General features: G+C 59.5%; 26 protein-coding genes. 15 read left to right on the forward strand and 11 right to left on the reverse strand.

What is annotated here, in order from left to right; genetic code table 11:
* Positions 1-179: 179 nt before the first annotated feature.
* On the reverse strand, positions 180-521 hold the full coding sequence (locus ACR0AC_RS14225) for a hypothetical protein (protein ID WP_170632696.1): 342 nt from the start codon (positions 519-521) through the stop codon (positions 180-182).
* Between the two features lie 273 nt (positions 522-794).
* Positions 795-1,025 (reverse strand): hypothetical protein, encoded by a 231-nt coding sequence (locus ACR0AC_RS14230; protein ID WP_170632898.1) that lies wholly within the window; start codon positions 1,023-1,025, stop codon positions 795-797.
* Positions 1,026-1,378: 353 nt separating this feature from the next.
* On the opposite strand from ACR0AC_RS14230, the gene ACR0AC_RS14235 reads away from it, so the two are divergent.
* Complete coding sequence (locus tag ACR0AC_RS14235; RefSeq protein WP_480874220.1) at positions 1,379-2,245, forward strand: lytic transglycosylase domain-containing protein; 867 nt, start codon at positions 1,379-1,381, stop codon at positions 2,243-2,245.
* A gap of 41 nt (positions 2,246-2,286) precedes the next feature.
* Here the strand turns inward: ACR0AC_RS14235 and ACR0AC_RS14240 are convergent, their stop codons facing one another.
* The 3 genes from ACR0AC_RS14240 to ACR0AC_RS14250 form a co-directional block, all read right to left on the reverse strand.
* Positions 2,287-2,913, reverse strand: a complete 627-nt coding sequence (locus ACR0AC_RS14240) for a CoA transferase subunit B (protein WP_170520578.1) — start codon at positions 2,911-2,913, stop codon at positions 2,287-2,289.
* Positions 2,913-3,617: a CoA transferase subunit A gene (locus tag ACR0AC_RS14245; RefSeq protein WP_170736892.1), complete on the reverse strand. Its 705-nt coding sequence runs from the start codon at positions 3,615-3,617 to the stop codon at positions 2,913-2,915. The genes ACR0AC_RS14240 and ACR0AC_RS14245 overlap by 1 nt, the downstream gene beginning before the upstream one ends.
* A gap of 87 nt (positions 3,618-3,704) precedes the next feature.
* Positions 3,705-4,133 (reverse strand): VOC family protein, encoded by a 429-nt coding sequence (locus ACR0AC_RS14250; RefSeq protein WP_170454244.1) that lies wholly within the window; start codon positions 4,131-4,133, stop codon positions 3,705-3,707.
* Between the two features lie 65 nt (positions 4,134-4,198).
* Here ACR0AC_RS14250 and ACR0AC_RS14255 point away from each other — a divergent pair, with 65 nt between their 5' ends.
* The gene (locus ACR0AC_RS14255; protein ID WP_480626811.1) at positions 4,199-4,783 is read left to right on the forward strand and encodes a TetR/AcrR family transcriptional regulator; all 585 of its coding nucleotides are present in this window, start codon (positions 4,199-4,201) and stop codon (positions 4,781-4,783) included.
* Here ACR0AC_RS14255 and topA read toward each other — a convergent pair.
* The 3 genes from topA to tldD form a co-directional block, all read right to left on the reverse strand.
* Positions 4,780-7,407 (reverse strand): type I DNA topoisomerase, encoded by a 2,628-nt coding sequence (topA, locus tag ACR0AC_RS14260; RefSeq protein WP_480626810.1) that lies wholly within the window; start codon positions 7,405-7,407, stop codon positions 4,780-4,782. The genes ACR0AC_RS14255 and topA overlap by 4 nt on opposite strands.
* Positions 7,408-7,570: 163 nt before the next feature.
* Positions 7,571-8,704: a DNA-processing protein DprA gene (gene dprA, locus ACR0AC_RS14265; RefSeq protein WP_480874226.1), complete on the reverse strand. Its 1,134-nt coding sequence runs from the start codon at positions 8,702-8,704 to the stop codon at positions 7,571-7,573.
* Between the two features lie 238 nt (positions 8,705-8,942).
* Positions 8,943-10,364: a metalloprotease TldD gene (gene tldD / locus ACR0AC_RS14270; protein ID WP_480874228.1), complete on the reverse strand. Its 1,422-nt coding sequence runs from the start codon at positions 10,362-10,364 to the stop codon at positions 8,943-8,945.
* 176 nt (positions 10,365-10,540) lie between these two features.
* Here tldD and coxB point away from each other — a divergent pair, with 176 nt between their 5' ends.
* From coxB to ACR0AC_RS14325, 11 genes are all read left to right on the forward strand, one after another.
* The gene (gene coxB / locus ACR0AC_RS14275; protein ID WP_170454235.1) at positions 10,541-11,452 is read left to right on the forward strand and encodes a cytochrome c oxidase subunit II; all 912 of its coding nucleotides are present in this window, start codon (positions 10,541-10,543) and stop codon (positions 11,450-11,452) included.
* A gap of 85 nt (positions 11,453-11,537) precedes the next feature.
* On the forward strand, positions 11,538-12,494 hold the full coding sequence (gene cyoE / locus ACR0AC_RS14280; RefSeq protein WP_170454233.1) for a heme o synthase: 957 nt from the start codon (positions 11,538-11,540) through the stop codon (positions 12,492-12,494).
* Complete coding sequence (locus ACR0AC_RS14285; RefSeq protein ID WP_170454231.1) at positions 12,491-12,652, forward strand: hypothetical protein; 162 nt, start codon at positions 12,491-12,493, stop codon at positions 12,650-12,652. Before cyoE ends, ACR0AC_RS14285 begins: the two co-directional genes overlap by 4 nt.
* Entirely contained in the window at positions 12,652-13,227 is a 576-nt protein-coding gene (locus ACR0AC_RS14290; protein ID WP_170454229.1) for a cytochrome c oxidase assembly protein, read from the forward strand. Before ACR0AC_RS14285 ends, ACR0AC_RS14290 begins: the two co-directional genes overlap by 1 nt.
* 22 nt (positions 13,228-13,249) lie before the next feature.
* Positions 13,250-14,065, forward strand: coding sequence for a cytochrome c oxidase subunit 3 (locus ACR0AC_RS14295; protein WP_170454227.1), 816 nt, complete (start codon positions 13,250-13,252; stop codon positions 14,063-14,065).
* A gap of 255 nt (positions 14,066-14,320) precedes the next feature.
* Positions 14,321-14,998: an SURF1 family protein gene (locus tag ACR0AC_RS14300; protein ID WP_480874437.1), complete on the forward strand. Its 678-nt coding sequence runs from the start codon at positions 14,321-14,323 to the stop codon at positions 14,996-14,998.
* Positions 14,995-16,383, forward strand: a complete 1,389-nt coding sequence (gene thrC, locus ACR0AC_RS14305; protein WP_480874233.1) for a threonine synthase — start codon at positions 14,995-14,997, stop codon at positions 16,381-16,383. Before ACR0AC_RS14300 ends, thrC begins: the two co-directional genes overlap by 4 nt.
* Complete coding sequence (locus tag ACR0AC_RS14310) at positions 16,380-17,642, forward strand: M16 family metallopeptidase (RefSeq protein ID WP_480874236.1); 1,263 nt, start codon at positions 16,380-16,382, stop codon at positions 17,640-17,642. The genes thrC and ACR0AC_RS14310 overlap by 4 nt, the downstream gene beginning before the upstream one ends.
* Positions 17,642-18,226 carry a GNAT family N-acetyltransferase gene (locus ACR0AC_RS14315; protein ID WP_170454219.1) on the forward strand — a complete coding sequence of 195 codons (585 nt, stop codon included), beginning with the start codon at positions 17,642-17,644 and terminating at the stop codon, positions 18,224-18,226. The genes ACR0AC_RS14310 and ACR0AC_RS14315 overlap by 1 nt, the downstream gene beginning before the upstream one ends.
* 161 nt (positions 18,227-18,387) lie before the next feature.
* Positions 18,388-19,206: an MBL fold metallo-hydrolase gene (locus tag ACR0AC_RS14320; RefSeq protein WP_480874239.1), complete on the forward strand. Its 819-nt coding sequence runs from the start codon at positions 18,388-18,390 to the stop codon at positions 19,204-19,206.
* A gap of 38 nt (positions 19,207-19,244) precedes the next feature.
* Positions 19,245-20,660, forward strand: coding sequence for an FAD-binding oxidoreductase (locus tag ACR0AC_RS14325; RefSeq protein ID WP_480874242.1), 1,416 nt, complete (start codon positions 19,245-19,247; stop codon positions 20,658-20,660).
* Between the two features lie 38 nt (positions 20,661-20,698).
* Here the strand turns inward: ACR0AC_RS14325 and ACR0AC_RS14330 are convergent, their stop codons facing one another.
* Both ACR0AC_RS14330 and ACR0AC_RS14335 read right to left on the reverse strand, forming a co-directional pair.
* Positions 20,699-21,181, reverse strand: coding sequence for a fasciclin domain-containing protein (locus ACR0AC_RS14330; RefSeq protein WP_480874245.1), 483 nt, complete (start codon positions 21,179-21,181; stop codon positions 20,699-20,701).
* Between the two features lie 169 nt (positions 21,182-21,350).
* Positions 21,351-21,890 (reverse strand): adenine phosphoribosyltransferase, encoded by a 540-nt coding sequence (locus ACR0AC_RS14335; RefSeq protein WP_170454211.1) that lies wholly within the window; start codon positions 21,888-21,890, stop codon positions 21,351-21,353.
* 324 nt (positions 21,891-22,214) lie between these two features.
* On the opposite strand from ACR0AC_RS14335, the gene ACR0AC_RS14340 reads away from it, so the two are divergent.
* Positions 22,215-22,388, forward strand: coding sequence for a hypothetical protein (locus ACR0AC_RS14340; RefSeq protein WP_170520607.1), 174 nt, complete (start codon positions 22,215-22,217; stop codon positions 22,386-22,388).
* Position 22,389: 1 nt separating this feature from the next.
* Here ACR0AC_RS14340 and ACR0AC_RS14345 read toward each other — a convergent pair whose 3' ends face one another.
* Positions 22,390-23,019, reverse strand: coding sequence for a LysE family translocator (locus ACR0AC_RS14345; RefSeq protein WP_480874249.1), 630 nt, complete (start codon positions 23,017-23,019; stop codon positions 22,390-22,392).
* A gap of 170 nt (positions 23,020-23,189) precedes the next feature.
* Between ACR0AC_RS14345 and ACR0AC_RS14350 the strand changes: the two genes are divergently transcribed.
* Positions 23,190-24,053 carry an alpha/beta hydrolase gene (locus ACR0AC_RS14350; RefSeq protein WP_480874251.1) on the forward strand — a complete coding sequence of 288 codons (864 nt, stop codon included), beginning with the start codon at positions 23,190-23,192 and terminating at the stop codon, positions 24,051-24,053.
* The last annotated feature ends 1 nt before the right edge of the window (position 24,054 follow it).

Genomic DNA, 24,054 nt, shown 5'->3' on the forward strand with positions numbered 1-24,054 from the left:
TGTGGGACAAAATTGCCAGTAAGCGTGGATTTTTACTATTCGTCTACAGGATTGCAGCCGAACCTAGGAAGAAGAGCAGTCGCAACTTCGTTTGGCGGGGTGCGCGAAAAACGACCGTCAAAGCCACGCTATCAACGGTCGTGTCAACACGTTCATTTTTTGGGAAGTTGCGTCTGGCCTTAGCCGTCGCCACCCACTGTTCCGCCACCTGAAGACGATCCTCCGCTGGAACTGCTGCCCGAAGAAGACCCTCCGCTGGAGCTACCACCAGATGATCCAGCCCCTGAGCTTCCGCCAGCGGTACCGGCAACGGTGATACCGCCGGCGTTGTCGTTGTCACCAGTGCTAATGGTTGCGCTTGTTAGGGCTGTGTTCACATTCCCGCCGAAGTCGTCCGTCGCAGTGGAGATAGCAAAAAACAATGCCGAGCCCAGCCCAATGATCATGGCGGTCAACACAACCCAATCAACGGTGATGGCACCTTCTTCTTCTCTCGAAAATCGGTTAACGAATCTGAGCATGTTTCCTCTCCGCCCTCTCAGTTCCCGAGAGCCCAATAGCCCTATTTCCGGGTGCAAGTTTCCTGGGTTCATTTTAGCGTGATGTCAGTGGCGGAAATGCGGCCAAAGATTGAATTTCACGCCTTAGTCCGAGGATTGCCGGATTTCTCACTTTGAGCCGTCAGAAAAAGAGACCCTTGCGTGCAAAGCCCAGCGTGCATCTTATTGATGTTTGTGCACCAACAAAAAAACCGCGCCAAACTGGCGCGGTTTGTTTTTTTGCGAAGCGCTGGCTTAGTTGCTGCCAGCCGTGGTGATGCCGCCTTCTGCGCCGGTGTTGTCGCCGGTCGAGATGGTCGCTGCGTTCAGAGCGGTGTTCACGTCAGTCGCCAGGCCGGTCGCGCCGCCTTCGATCTGGTTGTATGCAACGGCTGCCAGGCCGATGACTGCTGCGGTCAGAACAACCCAGTCAACTGTTACTGCGCCGTCTTCGTCTTTGCGGAAGTTCTTGAAGAACTTGATCATGTTACGTCCCTCCTAAAGGATCAAAATAAGTCTGTTAAACCTTGGCGTGTTTCAGAGCTTTCTCTCTCAGTCCGCTCCAGTCCGTCTCGGTATGCATCTATGTTTGCCCGTTGCGCGTGGCAGGAATTGGGCCAAACGCATATTTTTTTTCGTCAACCTTAACTTTTTAGATACGATTTGCGTAAAGCATTGAAATACAAGAGATAAAAATACAAACAATCGATGTGATTCAGGGGTGGGCGGTGCAAAATTGCGCCAAATGAGGCGAAATTGCCCCAATTCGCTTTGTTTTTCTGGCCTTGCGGGACGTTTTGAGGTTCAAATCACCTAAAAAGAGAACATGAGGCAGGCAAATGAATCTCCGGGACGCACTTACATGCGCCGGTGCACTGGTGTTTCTGGCATCTGGTGTTGCGCCCGCGGTCGCGACCGAGCCCGAACCCCGTGGCGTATACAAAAGGATCAAGGCACCACAGCCGGGCGAGCGTCGGCGCGTGACCGTGCAGATTTCACCTGAAGAACACGCAGCACGGCCCTCTGCGCCCAGCACCGGCACCGAGCTTGTGGTGCCAGAAATCATCAAACGCGCCAAGGTTCCGCCCGCCACCGCGCCTGACGCAGGCGTCAAAAGCAATCCCAAAGGGTCCTATAAGGCGTTCTGGGATCGCGTATCGCCCGAGATGGCGCAGGCTGGGGCGGGGCGTCTGGATGATGCGATCAACGCGCTGGCCGCGACCAGCATCAGGTCCCCCCGTTTGCAGACATTGCAGAACATCGCGCAAGAGCAGGGGATCGAGATTCTGCGCTCGACCGTTGGGACCAACGTCTCGCCTGCTTTGGTCCTGGCCGTGATCGCCGTCGAGTCCGCCGGGCGCGCCGATGCCGTAAGTTCCGCAGGCGCGCAGGGATTGATGCAGTTGATGCCCGCAACGGCGGCTCGGTTCGGCGTCAGCGACAGCTTACAGCCCGGTCAGAACATTTCCGGGGGGGTGAAATACCTGAACTGGCTGATGGAAGAGTTCGGTAACGACCCGATTCTTGTTCTGGCTGGCTACAATGCGGGCGAGGGCGCAGTGCGCAAACACAGCGGAGTGCCGCCTTATGCGGAAACGCGGGACTATGTGCCCAAAGTTCTGGCGGCGTTTCAGATTGCGCGGGCTTTGTGCACCACACCGCCCGATCTGATCTCGGACGGGTGCGTGTTTCAGACCAGCAGATAGAAAAGCCCGCCTTGGATGGCGGGCTTTCTTTTTGGTCAGGTTCAGTTGACCAATTGCGCTTCGGTCGCGGCGCGGATCTCGTCTTCGGTCACGCCCTCGGCCAATTCGATGATCTTCAGACCGCCTTCAACCACATCCAGAACGCCCAGATTGGTGATGATGCGGTCCACCACCTTCTTGCCGGTCAGCGGCAGGGTGCATTTTTTCAGCAGCTTGGATTTGCCGTGTTTGTTGGTGTGATCCATCACAACGATCACACGGCCCACACCGGCCACCAGATCCATTGCGCCGCCCATACCCTTGACCAGCACGCCGGGGATCATCCAGTTGGCCAGATCGCCTTCTTCATCGACCTCCATCGCGCCCAGTACCGCCGCAGCAATCTTGCCGCCCCGGATCATGGCAAAGGACGTTGCGCTGTCGAAATACGAGGTACGGGACAATTCGGTGATCGTCTGCTTGCCTGCGTTGATCAGGTCGGGATCCTCTTCCCCCTCAATCGGGAAGGGGCCCATGCCCAGCATACCGTTCTCGGATTGCAGGGTGATGTCCTTGTCGCCCACATAGTTCGCCACCAGCGTCGGAATGCCGATGCCGAGGTTCACATACATGCCGTCTTCAAGCTCTTGCGCCGCGCGGGCGGCCATCTGATTGCGGTCCCAGGGCATTATGCGTCCTCTTTCTTGCGGGTGGTGCGCTGTTCGATGCGCTTTTCATGCTCGCCCTGAATGATGCGATGCACGTAGATGCCGGGCAGGTGGATCTGGTCAGGGTCCAATGAGCCGCGCGGCACGATCTCTTCCACCTCGGCCACGCAGATCTTGCCGCAGGTCGCAGCAGGGACGTTGAAGTTACGAGCGGTCTTGCGGAAAATCAGGTTGCCCGTGTCATCCGCTTTCCACGCCTTCACAATGGCCAGATCGGCAAAAATGCCTTCTTCCATGATGTAGGTTTCGCCGTTGAAGTCTTTGTGCTCTTTGCCGTCGGCAATCACGGTGCCGACGCCGGTCTTGGTGTAGAACCCGGGGATGCCCGCGCCGCCAGCCCGCATCCGTTCAGCCAAAGTGCCTTGCGGGTTGAACTCCAACTCCAACTCGCCGCTCAGATATTGACGCATGAATTCCGCGTTCTCACCGACATACGAGCTGATCATCTTTTTGACCTGCTTGGTCTGCAGCAGAATACCGATGCCGAAATCGTCGACGCCCGCGTTGTTGGACGCGAAAGTCAGGTTTTGCACGCCGGATTGTTTGATCGCATCCAGCAGCAGTTCGGGAATACCGCACAGGCCGAACCCGCCAGCCGCAATCAGCATGCCGTCCGACAGCACTCCGTCGAGTGCCTCAGAGGCATTGGCATAGATTTTCTTCATGGAAAACTCCCCCAATGACATGGTGATGCCGCAGGTTGTGCCGCCACGTCATTGGGAAGTCAATGAAACCAAAGCGCGTAGGTATTTCTACCCGGTCGGCAAAGCATCTGCGCTGTATTGTTCCGCAAAGGCGGCAGAGGGCGGGATCGGGGTGATCACGTCAATCAATACCCCGTTGGGGTCAGCAGCGATAAAGTGCCGTTGACCGAAATCTTCATCGCAGAGCGGTTTCAGAATTCGCAGACCAGCGTGGGTCAGTCGCTCGTATTCAGCTGCTGCGTCGGCCACTTCAAAGTTCAGGATCAGCCCGGCGGCACAACCACGCCCAGCGGCTGGAATAGTGTCATGATGGGCATCCAGAATCGCCAGATTGACGCTGGGGTCCGTGTCGGATTGCAGGTGAACGTACCAGTCGGCGGCAAAGGCAGGGCTGAACCCAAAGTGAGTTTGATAGAATTCGGCAGTGCCTTGCACATCGTTTGTTTGGATGACGGGGTAATATTGTGTGGTCTTCATGTTGCGCTCCTTCAAATTTACGTACAATCTGTATGTATGTTGAAATAAACATACAGGCTGTATGTATGCAAGAAAAAACTACGACACCCATACCGAATGCAGATCGTCGCGCAGCGATGCGTGCCCGTCTGATTTCATACGCCCGCGCGTTGTTTGTTGAAAAAGGGTATGCGGACACGTCGACACCCGAGATCGTGCGCGCCGCAAATGTCACGCGTGGCGCGCTGTACCATCACTTTACGGACAAGCAGGACCTCTTCCGCGCTGTTGTCAGGGCCGAGGCTGAAGCCTTGGCGCAAGCGATCGACAAAAGCGCACAGTCCGCGGGCGAGGCGCCGATGACTGCAGGCAGCATGGCGTTCTTTCAGGCCATGCGTGTATCCGGGCGGGCTCGTTTGTTACTGATTGACGGCCCCGCCGTGCTGGGACACGAGGAAATGGCAGCCATCGATGCAGGCGGCGGCCGCCGCAGTCTGCACGAGGGGCTTGCAGCGGCGTTGCCGCAAGTTGAATCCGCTGAACTTGAGGCGCTGTCCGACGTCTTGTCGGCCGCTTACGACCGCGCAGCATTGGCCATTGCCCAAGGACAACCGCAAAAGCCTTATGTTCAGGTCATGACCCGACTGATCGAGGCCGCAACGCGCAGTTAAGAGCTTTTGGCCGTTGTCTTCTTGGTCGTCTTCTTCGCTGCGGCTTTCTTCTTTGGGGCCGCCTTTTTCTTGGTGCCCTTCTTCGCCGCCCGCTCGTTGACCAGTTCGATGGCCATCTCTTGCGTTACGTCTTCGGGCTTGATGTCCTTGGGAATGGTGGCGTTCACCTTCTCCCACTTCACATAGGGCCCATAACGTCCGTCCAGGACCTGCATCGCGCCACCATCGGGGTGCTCGCCCAGTTCCTTCAAGGGTTTGGCGGCTGCACGGCGACCGCGCCCCGGATTGGCGCGTTTTTCGGCCAGCAGCTCAACGGCGCGGTTCATGCCGATCTCGAACACATCGTTGGGGTCTTTGAGATTGGCGTAAACCGGTTTGGCCTCGTCGGCCAGCTGATGCATCAGGTAAGGCCCAAACCGCCCAAAGTTCGAGGTGATCATACCGCCCTCGGGGTGTTCGCCGATCTGGCGGGGCAGGGACAGCAGGGTCAGCGCCTTTTCCAGATCCAAGTCATCCTTGCTCCACCCGCGGGGCAGCGAGGCGCGCGGAGGTTTCTTGTTCTCGGGCGTTGGTTCGCCGCGCTGAACATATGGGCCGAACCGTCCGGATTTCAGCCAGATCTCGTCCCCCGCATCTTCGCCCAGCAGACGTTCCTCGCCCTCGGCCCCTTCACCTGCGATGGGACGGGTGTAGTTGCATTCAGGGTAGTTGCCGCAACCGACAAAGCCGCCGGTGCGTGAGGTTTTCAGGTGCAACTGGCCCACGCCGCATTTCGGGCAGACACGCGGATCGGACCCGTCCTCGCGCGGCGGATACAACTGAGGCGCAAGCGCTTCGTCCAACCTGTCCAACACTTCCGAAATGCGCAGTTCCGACGTCTCACCAATCGCAGCCGAGAAGTCGCGCCAGAACTTGCCGAGAAGGTCCTTATAGTCGCGGTCACCGGCGCTGACATCATCCAGTTCTTCTTCCAGATTGGCGGTGAATTCGTAGCCCACATACTGACGGAAGAAATTCAGCAGAAAGATCGTGACGATCCGGCCCTTTTCCTCGGGGATCAGCCGGTTCTTGTCCTTGCGCACATATTCGCGGTCCTGAATCGTTGTCACGATCGAGGCGTATGTCGAGGGGCGACCGATCCCCAATTCCTCCATCCGCTTGACCAGCGTGGCCTCGGTATAGCGCGGGGGCGGTTGAGTGTGATGTTGCAGCGCCAGCACGGCTTCGTTGTCGGACAGAATGGCGGCTTTATCTTCGGCTTTGGCAAACTGATCACGCAGCGACACCTTGGCGAACCGCGCCGGATCGCCCTGCATGATCTGCGGCAGGCGCTTTTCGTCATCGTCGGCCACATCGTCGCGGCCTTCTTCGTAGACGCGCATGAATCCGTCGAACAGCACCACCTGACCGGTGGCGCGCAGGCCGACCTGACCGTCATCGCTGCCGATCTCGACGGTTGTGCGTTCCAGCCGTGCAGCGGCCATCTGACAGGCAATGGTGCGTTTCCAGATCAGATCGTAAAGTTTGCGTTGATCTTCATCCGTGACTTTCAGTGCCTTGGCGTCGCGCGACATATCCGTCGGGCGGATACATTCGTGGGCTTCCTGCGCGTTCTTGGCCTTGTTCTTATACATGCGCGGGCTGTCTGGCACATATTCGGAACCATAACGATCCGCGATTGTCTCACGCGTGGCGGCTACAGCCTCGGGCGCCATGTCGATGCCGTCGGTCCGCATATAGGTGATATATCCGGCCTCATACAACCGCTGCGCCACCTGCATCGCGTGACGTGCGCCCATGCCGAACTTGCGGCTGGCCTCCTGCTGCAGGGTTGAGGTCATGAAGGGCGCGCTGGGGTTGCGGGCCGCAGGCTTGGCCTCGACCGAGGTAACGCTCAGCGCACGGCTGGTGATCGCCTGAACCGCCAGTTCCGCCTGCGTGGCATTGGCCAGATCGTGCTTATCCAGTTTCTTCCCGGCCAGAGTGACCAGACGCGCCTCATAGGTCTGGCCGCGCGGTGTTTCGAACAGCGCGCGCACGGACCAGTATTCAACCGGTTTGAACGCCTCGATCTCCATCTCGCGCTCGACGATCAGGCGCAGGCAGACCGATTGCACCCGGCCTGCCGACCGGGCACCCGGCAGTTTGCGCCATAGAACCGGAGAGAGGTTGAAGCCCACCAGATAGTCCAGCGCGCGACGGGCCAGATACGCCTCGACCAGCGGCATGTCGACCTGACGCGGGTTCTGCATCGCCTCGGTCACTGCCTCTTTGGTGATGGCGTTGAAGGTGACGCGGCTGACCGGTGTGTCCTTTTTGATCGAGCGGCGCTTGGTCAGCGCCTCTTGCAGGTGCCAGCTGATCGCCTCGCCCTCGCGATCGGGGTCGGTGGCGAGGATCAGCGCGTTGTCTTCCTTCAGCGCGTCGGCAATGGCTTTGACATGCTTACGGCTGTCATTTCCAACCTCCCATTTCATCGAAAATTCATGGTCGGGATCGACAGATCCGTCCTTGGGCGGCAGGTCGCGAACATGACCGTATGAGGCCAGAACCGTGTAGTCGGGGCCAAGATACTTGTTGATCGTTTTTGCTTTGGCCGGAGATTCTACAACAACTACGGGCATTTAAGAGGAATCCTCGCTCGACGGGCTTTGCGCTTTGTATGGCCGTGCAAAATGTGTGCGGCAAGATCGAATTGTCAATGCGTTCCTTTGGTCACCGGCGGGGGCGCGTCGATTTGGTGCGTCTTCCGGTGGGCTAACGGCCCGTTTTGTCGCCACTTTGGCGTCAACCGGCCAAGGACAGAAGACCGCCGGGTTGGCGTTGAATCCGCCCATCCAGTTCCAGATCGACCAGAATGGGGCCGATTTCCCCTGCGGTCGCGGCGATGTCTCGGATCAACTGGTCCTCGGCAATGGGTGAGGGCCCCAGCCGCATCAGAATTTCGTTATGCAGCGCGGCAGGGTTGGAGGCTGGCTTTGGGTCGGGTGCAACCGGGGAGAGCGGTTCCCTGAACATCTCGGCGTGTTCAGGTGGCAAGGCGTCAATCACATCCTCCGCCGAGCGCACTAAAGTTGCCCCGTCGCGGATCAGCAGATTGCACCCCGCGGCGCGTGCATCAAACGGATGTCCGGGCACGGCCAGAACCTCGCGCCCCTGATCCAAAGCGTCGCGGGCCGTGATCAGGCTGCCGGATTTGGCTGCGGCTTCAACCACCACAACCGCTTGCGCCAGACCTGAAATGATCCGGTTGCGGCGCGGAAAATGCCGCGCCTGCGGGGTCACGCCGATGGGTTGTTCGGACAAGCGCAGGCCGGTTTCGGCAATGTCCCGTGCAAGATCCGTATTCTCAGCCGGGTAGATCACATCCACACCACCGGCCATAACCGCAATCGTCCCGGTATCGACCGAGGCCAAATGTGCGGACGTATCGATCCCTCGGGCCAGCCCCGAGACGATGACGAACCCTTTCTCGCCAAGCTCTTTCGCCAGCCCGCGCGCCATGCGGGCCCCCAGGGACGAGCAATTGCGCGCGCCGACCATGGCAATCGACCGCCGTTTCAGGACGGACGTATCCCCAATCGCCCACAGCATCGGCGGGGCGTCGGACAAATCGTTCAAGACATCTGGGAAATCGGCGGACCCAAGGCACAAAAGCCGCGCTTTGGCGGCTTTTGCGGCCTTGAGCTCCGCCTCAATCACGCCGGGGGGGCAAATTTCATACCCTTCAATTCCGGCAGCGCGTGCCATTTCCGGCAGCGCGGCCAGCGCATTCTGCGCCGAGCCATGTTCGCGCAGAAGCCGACGAAACGTCGCCGGACCAACCTTGCGCGAGCGCAACAGACGGAGCCAGGAAAACCTGTCCTCTTCCGTGGTGGGTGGGAGTGGGGGGTGATTGGAAGAAAGCTGCTCTTCGGTCATCCGATGCTCCGCCTGATTGCAGAACTGGTTTACGATTGCGCGGGTTAACAGCCTGTGAATCTTGGAAAATTATACGCAATCTCTTTCGAGAAATGGCAAGAACATTCGCTAAACTGTTGAAATTTAACAAAACAAAATCTGCAGTGAATTTTTTGTCAATCGGTGGAACGCGTTGACACGAAGCCAAAAGAAAGGCGCAGGTTAACCCTGCGCCTTCCGAATAACTGGTTCGTCCGACTCAGGCGGCCGAGCCACCGACCGTCAAACCATCCATCAAAACCGTGGGCTGACCGACCCCAACGGGAACCCATTGGCCATCCTTGCCGCAGGTGCCCATCCCCGGATCCAGCGCCATGTCATTGCCCAGCCCCCGAAACCGCTTCAACGCGGACGGCCCGTCCCCGATCAGCGTGGCCCCTTTGACCGGCGCGCCGATCTTGCCGTTTTCGACCCGATACGCCTCGGTGCAGGAGAACACGAATTTGCCGTTGGTGATATCCACCTGACCGCCCCCGAAGCCAACGGCCCAGATACCGTCCTTGATATCGGCCACCAGCGCGGCCGGATCAGCCTCACCGCCCAGCATGATAGTGTTGGTCATGCGCGGCATGGGTTTGTGCGCATAGCTTTGCCGCCGCCCATTGCCGGTGGGCGCAACGCCCATCAGGCGCGCGTTCTGGCGGTCCTGCATATAGCCGGTCAGCACCCCGTCTTCGATCAACACGGTCCGCGAACTGGGCGTGCCCTCATCATCCACACTGATCGAGCCGCGACGGTCAGAGATCGTGCCGTCATCGACCACCGTGACGCCCTTCGAGGCGATCTGCTGGCCCATCAACCCGGCAAAGGCCGAACTGCCCTTGCGGTTGAAGTCGCCTTCAAGCCCATGACCGATGGCTTCGTGCAGCAGGATGCCGGGCCAGCCGGGGCCAAGCGCCACTTCCATCACGCCAGCCGGGGCAGGGACCGCATCCAGATTGACCAGAGCGATTCGCAACGCCTCGCGCGCCTTGTCCTGCCAATCGGTCGGATCCAGCAGCCCGCTTAGGCCAATGCGCCCGCCACCGCCTGCCGAGCCGCTTTCACGACGGCCACTCTGTTCGACAATCACCGAGACATTGACCCGTGTCATCGGGCGCACATCGCGCACCAGCACACCATCGGGGCGCAGAATCTCGACCTCTTGCACCTCGGCGCTGATTGAGGCGCTGACCTGCACGACGCGGAAATCAAGGTCGCGGGCGAAGGCGTCAATCTCGCGCAGGGTTTCGATTTTCACCGGAAAGGCGGCGGATTCGATGGGGTCCTCGTCCGTGTAAAGCCGCGTATTGGTGGCGCGCGGGGCCTCGGCCAGAGTACCGCCACCGTCGCCAACGGCCAGTCGCGCCGTCTCGGACGCGCGCTTTAGTGCCGGGATCGAAACCTCGGTCGAATGGGCATATCCGGCAACCTCACCTTGTACCGCACGCAGGCCGAACCCCTCGGACGCATCGTAGGATGCGGTGCGCAAACGCCCGTCATCAAAGACCAGAGCCTCGGATTTTCGCCGCTCGACAAACAGCTCTCCGTCCTCGGCCCCGGCTGTCGCGGACTGCAGTATAGACAGCGCTTCGTCATGCGGCAGAGCGTTTTCAAAGGGGCGAAACGGGGCTTGAGCCATGGGTTGGGACCTTTCGGGTTTGATCCAGATCAAAAATAGCGTCTGTTTGACGCAAGCATTTTGCTTTATCTACCAGCAGGAATATGGTTTTTAACGCGGCCAAAGACAACGGGAGAGGTGCGACCGATTCACACCTTTTCGCCAGGGACGCAAAGATCAAACGATCAGGACAGAACATGAAGAATGCTTTGATGCTTTCGGGCTTTATGACAGCCCTCTCCAGCCTTCCCGCCATGGCTCAGGAGCTTGAGATTATTGGCAAGCCGGTCGATGGCGGCCTTGGGTTCCAGCCTGCGGCCACCAGCCTTGCCGAAGGCATCCACAAGTTGGATACGATGATTCTGGTGATCATCACCTTGATCTGCGTGTTTGTGGCTGCACTGCTGGTTTACTGCATCGTGCGCTACAACCAGCGTGTAAATCCAACCCCGGCGCGGTTCTCGCACTACACCCCGGTCGAGATTGCGTGGACCTTGGGCCCGATCCTGATTCTGGTCTTTATCGGTGCCTTCTCGCTGCCGGTGCTGTTCAAGCAGCAAGAGATTCCCGAAGGCGACATCACCATCAAGGTGGTCGGGAACCAGTGGTACTGGACCTATGAATATGTCGATCACGATTTCGCGTTTGACAGCTATCTGCTGGGTCATCCGGCCACGCTGGACGAAGGTGCGCGGCCTGCGGATGCAGACGTCACTCCGTTCGTGCTGGACGATGCGATGCGCGCCAAGCTGGCCGACTCGGGCTATAGCGATGATGAGTGGCTGCTGGCCACCGACACTGCCGTGGTTGTTCCGGTTGGCAAAGTTATCGTGATGCAAGTCACCGCCTCGGACGTGATCCATTCGTGGACCATCCCGTCCTTCGGCGTGAAGCAGGACGGCGTGCCCGGACGTCTGGCCGAGCTGTGGTTCGAGGCTGACAAGGAAGGCATCTATTTCGGTCAGTGCTCGGAACTGTGCGGCAAGGACCACGCTTATATGCCGATCACTGTGAAGGTCGTCAGCGAAGCGGCCTATGAACAGTGGCTGCAAGGCGCGATCGACGAATATGCGGGCCTGCCGCAAAGCTATCAGGTTGCTTCGAACTAAGCACTGTGCGGGCAGGGCGACCTGTCTGCAATAAACAGCCAGCTGCGCGGTGGATCGCGCAGCTTTCGCCGCAAAAGGACCAGGAATGACCGACGCAAGCATCAATGCCAGCGCAACGACCGCACAGGCGCACGCGGATGAGGCCAGCTTTGGCGATTACTTCGCCCTGCTGAAGCCCCGCGTCATGTCTCTGGTCGTGTTCACGGCCTTGGTCGGTCTGCTGGCAGCTCCGGTTGCGGTGCACCCCTTCGTGGGTTTTTGCGCCATCCTGTTCATTGCCATCGGCGGCGGAGCCTCGGGCGCGCTGAACATGTGGTGGGACGCGGATATTGACAGGGTGATGAAGCGCACCAAGAACCGCCCGATCCCTTCCGGCAAGGTAGAAGAGGGCGAGGCGCTGGCAGTTGGGCTGGCCCTGTCCGGTCTGTCGGTAATCATGCTGGGCCTTGCGACCAACTGGTTCGCGGGTGCGTTTCTGGCCTTCACCATCTTTTTCTACGTGGTCGTCTATACGATGTGGCTGAAGCGCACGACGCCGCAGAACATCGTGATCGGCGGCGCTGCGGGTGCGTTCCCTCCGGTGATCGGCTGGGTTGCGGCAACCGGGTCGATGTCGATCGAGCCCTGGCTGATGTTTGCCCTGACTTTCATGTGGACACCGCCGCATTTCTGGGCGCTGGCGTTGTTCATGCGCTCGGACTATGACGACGCAGGCGTGCCGATGCTGACCGTCACGCATGGTCGTCGCGCAACACGCTGGCATATTCTGGTTTACACCGTGCTGCTGGCCCTGCTGGCAGTCGGCACGTCCTTCTCGGGCATTGGCGGCCCGGTCTATCTGACCGTCGCGCTGGTGCTGAACGCGCTGTTCCTGCGCGGCGCATGGCAGATCGCGCGCCGGACCGAGGACGATTCCGAGGCAGACAACTTCAAAGTCGAGCGTGGGTTCTTCAAGCTTTCGCTTCTCTACCTCTTCCTGCATTTCGGGGCTATTCTGGTCGAAGCCCTGCTGAAACCTTACGGCTTGGGAGGCTGGTCATGAGCCTGCGCAAAAGCCACGAACTGCATAAACGCCGCTTTGGCCGCAACCTTGGGGTCGGCCTGACCTTGGCGGCGTTCATCGTGATCATTTTTGGCCTGACGGTCGTGAAAGTGTCGGGCACAGACTTTGGCATGGCGACTGAGGAGGTACAGAACTGATGGCATTGACCGGCCCGCAGAAGACGGTTGCACAAACGGTGGGTGTGGTTGTCCTGATGGGCAGCCTGGCCTGGGCCGCTGTCCCCTTCTACGACTGGTTCTGTCGCGTCACTGGGTTTGGCGGCACCACCGGCGTGGCCGAAGCGGCCCCCGAAGACATCCTGGACCGCACCGTCACCATTCGCTTTGATGCCTCAAAGGCCAAGGGCATGGCATGGGAGTTCAAACCGGTTGAACGTGAGATGGAAGTGCGCATCGGCGAGACTGGTCTGGCCTTTTATGAGGCCTACAACCCGACCGACCGCCCCATCGCGGGGCAAGCGTCGTACAATGTGGCGCCATATTCGGCCGGCGGCTATTTCCAGAAAATCGCCTGTTTCTGCTTTGAGGAACAGGTGCTGCAACCGGGCGAGCGGGTAGAGATGCCCGTCAGCTTTTTCGTCGATCCCGAGATGGTCGAGGATCTGGAAGCGAAATATGTGCATACGATCACTCTGTCGTATACATTCTACGAAATTGACCTGCCCGAGGGCTTTGCCGCCCTGGACGCGCAGACCGATACAAACACGAACTAACGCCTTTAGGTGAGGGACACTGATGGCACACGCAAAAGACCATGATTACCACATTCTGAACCCCTCAATCTGGCCGCTTGTCGGCGCGATTGGGGGCTTTGTGATGCTGTTCGGAGCCGTCCTGTGGATGCACGGCATCACGCCATGGATGTTCTGGGCCGGTTTGGTGGCTGTTCTTTACACCATGTTCGCCTGGTGGTCCGAAGTGGTGGTCGAAAGCCGCCAGGGCGATCACACGCCGGTCGTGCGCATCGGTCTGCGCTATGGCTTCATCCTGTTCGTGATGTCCGAGGTGATGTTCTTCTTTGCCTGGTTCTGGTCGTTCTTCAAACATCGCATGTACCCGATGTACGACTATGCAGGCACTGAATACATCCAGCCGGATATCCATGCGGTTGACCCGTTCCACCTGCCGCTGATCAACACTCTGGTCCTGCTTCTGTCGGGCTGTGCGATCACCTGGGCGCACCACGCGCTGGTGCACGACAATGACCGCAAGGCGCTGATCAACGGTCTGGCCATCGGTATCGTTCTGGGCATCGCGTTCACCGCGCTGCAGGGTTTCGAATATTATGAATTGCTCGCGCATGAGGATTGGAAGTTTGGTGGCGACCAGTTCTACTCGAACTTCTTCATGGCGACCGGTTTCCACGGCGCGCATGTGATCATCGGCACGATCTTCCTGTCTGTCTGTCTGATCCGCGCGCTCAAGGGCGACTTTACCCCTGAAAAGCACGTGGGTTTCGAAGCTGCTGCCTGGTACTGGCACTTTGTAGACGTCGTCTGGCTGTTCCTGTTCTTCGCCGTCTACATCTGGGGCCAGGCCCCGCTGATGTAACGCCGATCCGGTGATCCAATTGCAAAAGCCGCCCCTTGGGGCGGCTTTTTCTCGATTGGGGCGCTTTTCGTTTTATCTAGACTTTTTCATCAGAATGCGCGTTCGACCGAAGGGAGAGGCAGCGTATTCTGATTCAAAACAAACGAAAAGCGCTTCAAGGGCGCAAGATTGCGCCCGATACAATTGCGTGGTTGCAATCCGGCCCGCGCCGCCCTTAACAAGACGCCGGTTCCTGCAATGAGGTTTGCCCCCGCCATGCGCCGCTTTTTGTTTCTGCTGATCTTCGGCCTTGCCGGTTTGAGCGTGCTGGTGTCGCTGGGTGTGTGGCAGGTGCAAAGGCTGGCGTGGAAACAGGGTGTGCTGTCCGAAATTGAAAGCCGCATTTCAGCCGACCCTGTGGCGCTGCCGCAGCAACCGTCCGAGGGTGTTGACAAATACCTGCCGGTCGTCGTCGAGGGCGACATGGAACCGGGTGAAATCCACGTTCTGGTCTCGGTCAAGCAGGTCGGCGCAGGGTATCGCATCATCCAGTCGTTCAGCACACAAGACCGGACCATTCTGGTGGATCGCGGATTTGTACCCACCACGGCGAAACAGACCGATCGCCTGACCGGGCCTATGCAGATCACCGGCAACCTGCACTGGCCCGATGAGATCGACAGTTACACGCCCGACGCCGATATCGACGCCAACATCTGGTTTGCCCGCGACGTGCCCAATCTGGCCGCTGCTTTGGGGGCAGAGCCGGTGTTGCTGATCGCGCGGTCGCAAACCGACCCCGGCATCACGCCCTTGCCCGTCAGCACGACCGGCATTCCGAATGATCATCTGCAATATGCAATCACCTGGTTTGGTCTGGCTCTGGTCTGGGCCGTGATGACCGGGTACTTCCTGTGGCGCAGCCGTGCCAATTCTGAAAGTGACGCGACATGAAATACATCTCGACCCGTGGGCAGGCGCCCGAACTGAGTTTTGAAGAGGCGATGCTGACCGGGCTGGCCCGTGATGGTGGCCTGTACCTGCCCGCCGAGATCCCGGTGATGAGCCACGACGAGATCGCCGCTTTGGCCGGTTTGCCCTATGAGGAAATCGCGTTTCGGGTGATGTGGCCCTATGTCAGCGGGTCCTTTGCCGAGGATGAGTTCAAGGACATCATCGCCCGCGCCTATGAAGGTTTCGGCCACGACGCCCGCGCGCCGCTGAAGCAGTTGAACGAGAACCACTTCCTGCTGGAGCTTTTCCACGGGCCGACGCTGGCCTTCAAGGATTTCGCCATGCAGTTGATCGGTCAGCTGTTCCAGGTGGCTCTGAAACGGCGCGGGGATCGTGTGACCATCGTGGGGGCGACCAGCGGCGACACCGGCTCGGCCGCCATCGAGGCGTTCCGGGGGCTGGATGCGGTGGATGTGTTCATCCTGTTCCCCCATGGCCGTGTCTCCGAGGTGCAGCGCCGTCAGATGACGACACCCGCCGACAGCAACGTTCATGCTCTGGCCGTGGATGGAGATTTTGACGATTGTCAGGCCGCCGTGAAAGATATGTTCAACGATTTCGACTTCCGCGATGGGGTGAAACTGGCGGGCGTGAATTCGATCAACTTTGCCCGCGTGCTGGCGCAGGTGGTCTATTACTTCTCGGCGGCCACCAGCCTTGGCGCGCCGCATCGCAAAGTCAGTTTCACTGTGCCCACCGGAAATTTCGGCGACATCTTTGCCGGTTACATCGCCAAGCGCATGGGCCTGCCCATCGACCGTCTGGTGGTGGCGACGAACCAGAACGACATCCTGCATCGCTGTCTCTCGGGCGAGGGGTATTTCAAGGGCGACACTATCCCCTCGATCAGCCCGTCGATGGATATTCAGGTCAGCTCGAACTTTGAACGCGCGCTGTATTACGCCTATGGCGAGGATGGCAGCGTCGTGGCGCAGTTGATGGATGAACTCAAGAATGGCGGCTTCAACGTCAGTCAGGGCGCTATGGAGGCGCTGCGCGAGAATTTCGACTCTGGACGCGCGTCCGAGGATGAGACGCTGGAGACGATCAAATCCACGCTCGCCCACAGCGCCGAGCTGGTTTGCCCGCATACCGCCGTCGGTATCAAGGTCGCTGAAGCGCAGCGCGCGGCGGACGTGCCGATGATCACTCTGGCCACCGCGCACCCGGCGAAATTCCCGGCGGCGGTCGAGAAGGCGAGCGGCGAACATCCGCCTCTTCCATCCCGCATGTCTGATCTGTATGAACGTCCGGAACGGGTGACACGGATTGCCAATGATCTGGGTACCCTTGAGGATCATATCAGAAGGCATATTGCTGAGTGACAGTCAGACAGGACCAGCTGAAGAACGGCTTTCGTATCGTCAGTGAACATATGCCGGGGCTGCAATCGGCGGCCATCGGCATCTGGGTGACCGCCGGCGGGCGGCATGAGCGGATCGAACAGAACGGCATCGCGCATTTCCTTGAGCATATGGCGTTCAAAGGAACCGAGCGTCGATCCGCGCTGCAAATCGCCGAAGCGATCGAGGATGTGGGCGGCTATATCAACGCCTATACCTCGCGCGAGGTGACGGCCTATTACGCGCGCGTTCTGAAAGACGATGTGGCGCTGGCGATGGATGTGATCGGAGACATCGTTCTGAACCCGGTGTTTGACCCGCGCGAGATTGAGGTCGAGCGCGGCGTGATCCTGCAGGAAATCGGTCAGGCCTATGACACGCCCGACGATGTGATCTTTGACTGGTTGCAGGAGCAGAGTTATCACGACCAGCCTTTGGGCCGGACCATTTTGGGACCATCCGAGCGGGTCAGCGCGTTCTCGCGTGAGGATTTGTCGGGTTTTGTGGCCGAGCATTACGGACCCGAGCAGATGATCCTGTCCGCGGCGGGTGCCGTGGATCACGATGCGCTGATGAAACTGGCCGAAGAAATGTTTGGCCATCTGCAACCGCGCAAGGGTTTGATCCCCGAAGCGGCCCGTTTCACCGGCGGTGAGGCGCGGCAGGAGAAAGAGTTGGAGCAGGCCCATTTCGCGCTGGCGCTGGAAAGTCCGGGCTACCGCGACGATGCGATCTATACGGCGCAGATTTATTCGACGGCCTTGGGCGGCGGCATGTCCTCACGCCTGTTTCAGGAGGTGCGAGAGACACGCGGGCTGTGCTATACGATCTTTGCCCAGACCGGGGCCTATGCCGACACCGGCACGACCACGATCTACGCCGGAACTTCGGCCGATCAGGTGGGCGAACTGGCGACGATCACAATTGATGAGATGAAGCGCGCGGCCGAGGACATGAGCCCCGAAGAGGTCGCCCGCGCCCGCGCCCAGATGAAGGCGGGGATGCTGATGGGGCTGGAAAGCCCGTCGAACCGCGCGGAACGCCTGGCGCGTCTGGTGCAGATCTGGGGAAGGGTGCCCTCGCTTGAGGATACGGTCGCCAAGATCGACGCGGTCAGCACCGAGGATGTACGTGCCTTTGCCGAGAAGATGGCGGTGCAGGCCCCGGCGGCGCTGGCGCTGTATGGCCCCGTTTCGGGCGCGCCGTTGCTGGCGGAATTGCAGGAGAGGCGTGCGGCGTGATGCTGTTGGGCAGACGCAAGCTGAAACTCGAAACCGAGCGCCTGAGCCTGCGCCCGCCCGTCCATTCCGACTTCAACAACTGGACCGCGCTGCGGCGATCCTCGAAAGATTACCTGACCCCGTGGGAGCCGATCTGGGCCAAGGACCATCTGAGCCGGAAATCTTTTACCAATCGCGTCTACTGGGCGCAGCGCTCGGTTGCCAGCGGCACCGCCATTCCGCTGTTCCTGTTCCGGCGTGAAGATGACGTGCTGTTGGGCGCAATCACGCTGGACAATATTCGTCGCGGCCCGGCGCAAGCGGGCACGCTGGGGTATTGGACCGGGCAGGCATTCGCACGCCGTGGTTACATGCGCGAGGCCATTGGGGCGGTTGTTCACCACGCTTTCACGCGTTTGGATCTGAGCCGGATCGAGGCGGCCTGTCTGCCGGAAAACGCGGCCTCTCGAGGGTTGTTGGAAAGCTCGGGGTTCAAATACGAGGGCGTCGCGCAGTCCTATTTGCAGATCAATGGGCGGTGGCGGACGCATGTTCTGTACGCGAGTCTTCGATCGGATCGGCGCGGCAAGACGGACGCGGGGTAAGGGGGCGCTGCCCCCGTCGCGGCAGGCCGCGACTCCCCCGGGATATTTTTGGCCAGATGAACAAGGGGCATGTCGCACAAAAGTTGGCACCTGATTTGTGCCGTTCTGACATGCACAACTAAAGCGCATGACTTGGGGGCGTTCTGCGCTACACTCTGGGTATGCGCTGGTTGGTTGCGGCATTGATGGTGATTTCGGGCGGGGCCGCAGCGCAAGAGCGGCGGCCGAGCCATTGCATCGCCATTGCGGATGCAGCTCCGGGGATCGCGTATATCCACAAGGCGGCCTGGCAGGACCCTGTGCCTGAGTTTTCGGTCCGGATCAGTTATGTCGCCCATGCGTCTTTTCTGATCCAGACGCGCGGCGGGTTGAACGCAGTGACGGATTTCACCGGGTTCATCGGTGGTGCCGACCTGATCCCGGACATCGTGACCATGAACCACGCCCACAGCACCCATTGGACGGCCCACCCGGACCCCGCGATCCCGCATGTTCTGCCGGGATGGGGCGAGTTCGGTCAGGGCATCGATCACTACCTTGATCTGGGTGAGATGCTGGTGCGCAATGTTTCGACCGATATCCGCTCGGTCTATGGTGGGGTTGAGGAGCAGGGCAACTCGATCTTTGTGTTCGAGGTTGAGGGCTTGTGCCTCGGCCATCTGGGGCATCTGCACCACGTGCCCTCGGACGAGCAATTCGCGGCGCTGGGGCGGTTGGATGTGGTCATGGCGGCGGTGGATGGGGGTACGACAATGCCATTGCCCGACATGATTTCGGTGCTGAGGCGGCTGAAAAGCTCGGTCATCATCCCGATGCACTGGTTTTCCAGTTTCTCGCTGGATCGGTTTCTGGTCGATATCCGTGATGAGTTCCCTGTTGTGCGTGAAGGCACGTCCGAAATCACCGTATCGTTGCGCACGTTGCCTGACCGGCCAACCGTTGTGGTGCTTGAGCCGGAATATCTGATTGATCTGGAATAAGGCTTGTGGGTGCCGTGCACCTTGGGCAATGAAGAGCAATGACCCTGAACCCCGCTGATGACCATCTTGCAGACCTGATCCGCTCAACCGTGGGGATCGATGTGCTGCGCCCGATTTCAGAGCGATATCTGGAAGAACCGCGCGGTCGGTTTTCCGGGGAGTCGGGCCTGTTGGCTTTGCCGCATTCGGTCGAAGAGGTTTCCGCTCTGGTCCGGCTTGCGTCCGATCAGGCGGTGCCCGTTCTGCCCTATGGCGGCGGTACAGGTCTGGTCGGGGGGCAGGTGATGCCCGACGGGCCGACCCCGTTGGTGATCTCATTGGAACGCATGACTGCGATACGTGAGGTCTATCCCACCGAGAATGTCATGATCGCCGAAGCGGGCGCTGTGCTGGCCGATGTGCAGGCGGCGGCCGAGGCGGCGGGCCGGCTGTTTCCTCTGGCATTGGCGGCGCAGGGGTCATGCCGGATTGGCGGCAACCTTGCGACCAATGCGGGTGGGGTCAATGTGCTGCGCTATGGCAACGCCCGCGATCTGTGTCTTGGGCTTGAAGCCGTGCTGCCAACCGGTGAGATTTGGCATGGTCTCAGCCGGTTGCGGAAGGACAACACGGGCTATGATCTGCGCAATTTGCTGATTGGGTCCGAAGGCACGTTGGGGATCATCACGGCGGCGTCGCTAAAGCTGTTCCCGCGCCCCGCGGCGACCGGGACCGCGATTTTTCAGGTTGCTTCACCCGAGGCCGCGATTGATCTGCTTGGCGTGGCGCGCGATCAGGTGGGCGAGACGGTCAGTACGTTTGAGTTGATCCATAGGCAGGGGCTGGACTTCTTGACCGAGGTGTTGCCGGATGTGCGCCAGCCGTTTGACACGCCGCCAGACTGGTCCGTTCTGATCGAGCTGGGCCTGCCTGCCGGGCAAGACCCGTATGACGCTTTGGAGGCCCTGTTCAGCGCTGCGAGTGCAAGGGGTTTGGTCAATGACGGGGTGATCGCGCAAAGCGAGGCGCAGCGTCAGGAGCTTTGGGCGGTGCGGGAAAACATCCCCGAAGCAAATCGCTTGATCGGTTCGGTCTCGAGCCACGACATCTCAGTGCCGATTTCGGCGATCCCCGAGTTCATTCAGCATGGGGCTGAGATTATCGGGGCGCTGGGGCCGTTTCGGATCAACTGCTTTGGTCATCTGGGCGACGGCAACCTGCATTACAACGTATTTCCGCCCAAGGGGCAGAGCCGGGCAGATTTTGCCGAAGACCGCATGCTGGTCAAACAGGCGGTGCACGATCTCGTGCATGCGTTCGAAGGATCTGTCAGCGCGGAACATGGGATAGGTCGGCTAAAGACAGAAGATCTTCAGCATTTCTCTGAACCGACGAAACTTTCTGCCATGCGGGCGATCAAGGCGGCTTTGGACCCAAAGGGCATCATGAACCCGGGCGCTGTTCTAAAGATGTGATCACGGCCCAGCCGGGACCGGGCCATGAAGAATAGTGCTTAGGACGCAGGCAGGATCACCTTGTCGATGACGTGGATCACGCCGTTGCTTGTCTCGATATCGGCCTGAACAATGTTGGCGTCATTGACCATCACGCCCGAGTCCAGATCGATGGTGATGTCACCACCCTGAACGGTCGCAGCGGTCATGTCGTCGGACAGATCGCCCGACATCACTTTGCCCGGCACGACGTGGTAGGTCAGGACCGCCACAAGCTGGTCTTTGTTTTCCGGCTTCAGCAGGTCCGCAACCGTGCCTTCGGGCAGCGCTGCAAAGGCTTCATCGGTCGGGGCAAACACGGTGAACGGGCCCTCGCCCTTCAGCGTATCCACCAGCTCGGCTGCCTGAACAGCTGCAACAAGGGTTTCAAAGCTTCCGGCGGCGACGGCGGTATCGACAATGTCTTTGCCGTGGCCATCGGCCATGGCCGAGGTGCTCAGAAGGATTGAAGCAACACTGACGGCGGCGAATTTGCGAAACATAACGTAGTCTCCCTGGTTTGGGATGCTCTCAGCAGCATCAACCGGGATACGCCGGGCGCATGGAACAGATCACATGAAACGCGCAAAGAATTGGCTTGAAAACTGGCGAAGCCGGGCTAAGCCCGAGCCATTTCAGATTTCCACTCAAAAATATGTGATTTTGTTTGGGTCAAAGACCTTCGAATTCGCAAAGGATGTGCACATCCATGCCCATCTCTTCCAGAACCTTGCGCCCGCCAAGCTCGGGCAGGTCGATGATGAAAGCGCAAGAAACGATTTCGCCACCCAAACGTTCGATCAGCTTGATCCCGGCCGCCGCAGTGCCGCCTGTCGCCAGCAGGTCGTCGACCACCAGGATTTTCTCGCCGGGCAGAATGGCGTCATCGTGGATCTCGACAATCGCCTCGCCGTATTCCAGTTTGTAATCCTGACTGATGGTGGTGCCGGGCAGTTTGCCCTTTTTGCGGATCGGCACAAAACCGACGCTAAGCTGGTGCGCGATGGCACCGCCCAGAATGAACCCGCGCGCTTCCAGCCCCACAACCTTGTCGATCCGTTCACCCGCGTAGGGGTGCAGCATCTGGTCGATGGCCATGCGAAACCCGCGGGGATCGGCAAACAGGGTCGTCACATCGCGGAACATGATCCCTTCATGGGGGAAATCGACGATGGTCCGGATGTAATCTTTGACCGTCTTGTTTCTGGACATGAGGCAACCCTTTGGCGTCAAAACACGCCGGGCTGTTTGGCCCATCGGGGTCAGTCATGCAAGAAAAGAATACCGCCTGCGCCTATTTGCGGCGGTCCGGGGACGCCTTCGGCAAACCGTAATATCGGTACAGCGCAGCGGGCAACCACGACAAGTGTGGTTTGCGCCAGTTGCGCTGATCTCGCAAAAGAAATGCCTGAGCAGTATGAAGGTTCATTGCCATAATCCTATTTTTGTTGTTATGTGCCCGATATCTACAACTTCTATGCCATGTATATACATTGCATCGCAAAGAGATTCAAGGTTCAGACGGGAAAAAGACGCGTGGCAAAGAAAGACGGTAAGGGTTCCACCAAGAAAAACAGTCAGTTGGTCTTGCGTCTGGACAAAGATGAACGCGATGCTTTTGTTGAATTGTGCAAAGAGCTCGACACCTCGGCAGCGCGCGAAATCCGCCGCTTTATTCGCGGTTTCATGAAGGAAAACGCCGAGGAATAGGTCAGGCGGGACGGCGCAGTACCGCGGTTGCGATCCCCATTCCGATCAGCGCGATCCCTCCGGCGCGTGTCAGGGCGGTAATCACGTCCGCGCGTCCGATCATCACGCGCAACCGGTCGGCCAACAGCGCATAGGCCAGCGCATTCAGCGCGGCAAGGCCGACGAATGTGCCGATCAGGATAACGAATTGCGGACCCAGAGGCTCGGCGGGGCGCAGGAACTGGGGCACAAAGGCAATGAAGAACGCAATGGATTTGGGGTTCAGCGCGGTCACTGCGGCAGCGTGACCAAAGACGCCTCGGGCGGTTACATCGCGCCCGGTCTCTACCGGGGTCAATCCGCCAGACGGTGCGCTGCGCAGCAGCTTTAGCCCTAACCAGACCAGATAGACCGCTCCGACCCATTTCAGGACGGTGAATAACGTCGCCGAGGCCAGAACCAGCGCGCCCAGCCCCAAAAGCGAGGCCGTCATTGCAATCAGATCACCCAGCGCAACCCCGGTGGCCGAGGCCACGGCGACGCTGCGCCCCTTGGACAGCGCGTAGCTGAGGACCAGCAACACCGTTGGTCCAGGGATCAGCAGCAGCGCAGTTGATGCGGCGACAAAGGCCAGCCAGAGTTCGAAAGACATGGTTCACCCGGTTTTGTGCAAACCGCAGCAAGCCCATTTGGCGCGCTGGGGTCAAGAGTTTTGCTGTGAGCGCCACAACATTAACCCTAGATTAAGCTTGGCGTATGTTTCTTGAATCTGGCAAACCGGCCCCCAGACTAAGGGCATCACTGCATTCGGCGGAGTCATCGATGAACCAAACTCAAAAAGTAGGGCAGGGCACCGCGCCAAGCGATGCGCCCGGTACGCGTCGCGTGATCCGGCTGTTTGTCGCCTTGTTTGCTTTGGTCGCCGTTCTGTATCTGGCTGCTGTCGGATACATGTACGTCAATCAACGCAACTTGCTGTTCAAACCGATGGGGGATTTGCCAGAACCCGGCGCAATCGGGTTGGCGGATGTGGACGTCATTTCATTGCCCATGTCGGATGGAACCGAACTGACCGCATGGTCAGCGCCGCCAGTCACCGAAGATGCGCCAACCGTGTTGTTCTTCCACGGTCAGGGCGGCAATCTGGGCGATCGGGCTGAGCGCCTTCGGGAAATCCTCAACAGCGGCTACGGACTGCTTGCGCCCAGCTATCGCGGCTATCCCGGCAGCGCAGGTGAGCCGTCCGAGGTGGCGTTCGTGTCGGATGGGCTGGAACTGTTCGACTGGCTGAACGATCAGGGCAAACCCGTCGTTTTGCATGGCCAAAGCCTGGGCACGGGAGTCGCGGCGGCCGTTGCGGCGCAGCGTCCAGCGGCCGAGTTGCTCGTGCTTGAAGCCCCATTTACCGCAACCGTTGACGTGGCGGGTGAGCGTTACCCGTGGCTGCCGATCAAAGCGTTGATGAAGGACCATTTCGCCACCCGTGATATCATCGCGGATATCGAGGTCCCAACGCTGATCTTCCACGGCTCGGCGGATACGGTCGTTCCTTCCCATCACGGACAGGCTTTGGCGTCACTGGCCGAGGATACGGCCAGCCTGTATCTGATCATCGGTGGAACACATGATGATTTGTGGTCACATGGGCTGTGGCAGGTGGTTCAGGACACGCTGCCCCAGCCCTGAG

Source organism: Ruegeria sp. H7 (assembly GCF_056532945.1).

Coding starts and splice junctions, on each gene's coding strand:
- ACR0AC_RS14335 (WP_170454211.1), bottom strand. CDS start 21,890: ATGTCCAGAAACAAGACGGTCAAAGATTACATCCGGACCATCGTCGAT.
- thrC (WP_480874233.1), top strand. CDS start 14,995: ATGAAATACATCTCGACCCGTGGGCAGGCGCCCGAACTGAGTTTTGAA.
- ACR0AC_RS14290 (WP_170454229.1), top strand. CDS start 12,652: ATGGCATTGACCGGCCCGCAGAAGACGGTTGCACAAACGGTGGGTGTG.
- ACR0AC_RS14245 (WP_170736892.1), bottom strand. CDS start 3,617: ATGAAGAAAATCTATGCCAATGCCTCTGAGGCACTCGACGGAGTGCTG.
- ACR0AC_RS14300 (WP_480874437.1), top strand. CDS start 14,321: ATGCGCCGCTTTTTGTTTCTGCTGATCTTCGGCCTTGCCGGTTTGAGC.
- ACR0AC_RS14285 (WP_170454231.1), top strand. CDS start 12,491: ATGAGCCTGCGCAAAAGCCACGAACTGCATAAACGCCGCTTTGGCCGC.
- topA (WP_480626810.1), bottom strand. CDS start 7,407: ATGCCCGTAGTTGTTGTAGAATCTCCGGCCAAAGCAAAAACGATCAAC.
- ACR0AC_RS14240 (WP_170520578.1), bottom strand. CDS start 2,913: ATGCCCTGGGACCGCAATCAGATGGCCGCCCGCGCGGCGCAAGAGCTT.
- ACR0AC_RS14225 (WP_170632696.1), bottom strand. CDS start 521: ATGCTCAGATTCGTTAACCGATTTTCGAGAGAAGAAGAAGGTGCCATC.
- ACR0AC_RS14325 (WP_480874242.1), top strand. CDS start 19,245: ATGACCCTGAACCCCGCTGATGACCATCTTGCAGACCTGATCCGCTCA.
- cyoE (WP_170454233.1), top strand. CDS start 11,538: ATGACCGACGCAAGCATCAATGCCAGCGCAACGACCGCACAGGCGCAC.
- ACR0AC_RS14330 (WP_480874245.1), bottom strand. CDS start 21,181: ATGTTTCGCAAATTCGCCGCCGTCAGTGTTGCTTCAATCCTTCTGAGC.
- dprA (WP_480874226.1), bottom strand. CDS start 8,704: ATGACCGAAGAGCAGCTTTCTTCCAATCACCCCCCACTCCCACCCACC.
- ACR0AC_RS14235 (WP_480874220.1), top strand. CDS start 1,379: ATGAATCTCCGGGACGCACTTACATGCGCCGGTGCACTGGTGTTTCTG.
- coxB (WP_170454235.1), top strand. CDS start 10,541: ATGAAGAATGCTTTGATGCTTTCGGGCTTTATGACAGCCCTCTCCAGC.
- ACR0AC_RS14295 (WP_170454227.1), top strand. CDS start 13,250: ATGGCACACGCAAAAGACCATGATTACCACATTCTGAACCCCTCAATC.
- ACR0AC_RS14250 (WP_170454244.1), bottom strand. CDS start 4,133: ATGAAGACCACACAATATTACCCCGTCATCCAAACAAACGATGTGCAA.
- ACR0AC_RS14255 (WP_480626811.1), top strand. CDS start 4,199: ATGCAAGAAAAAACTACGACACCCATACCGAATGCAGATCGTCGCGCA.
- ACR0AC_RS14315 (WP_170454219.1), top strand. CDS start 17,642: ATGCTGTTGGGCAGACGCAAGCTGAAACTCGAAACCGAGCGCCTGAGC.
- ACR0AC_RS14320 (WP_480874239.1), top strand. CDS start 18,388: ATGCGCTGGTTGGTTGCGGCATTGATGGTGATTTCGGGCGGGGCCGCA.
- tldD (WP_480874228.1), bottom strand. CDS start 10,364: ATGGCTCAAGCCCCGTTTCGCCCCTTTGAAAACGCTCTGCCGCATGAC.
- ACR0AC_RS14350 (WP_480874251.1), top strand. CDS start 23,190: ATGAACCAAACTCAAAAAGTAGGGCAGGGCACCGCGCCAAGCGATGCG.
- ACR0AC_RS14345 (WP_480874249.1), bottom strand. CDS start 23,019: ATGTCTTTCGAACTCTGGCTGGCCTTTGTCGCCGCATCAACTGCGCTG.
- ACR0AC_RS14230 (WP_170632898.1), bottom strand. CDS start 1,025: ATGATCAAGTTCTTCAAGAACTTCCGCAAAGACGAAGACGGCGCAGTA.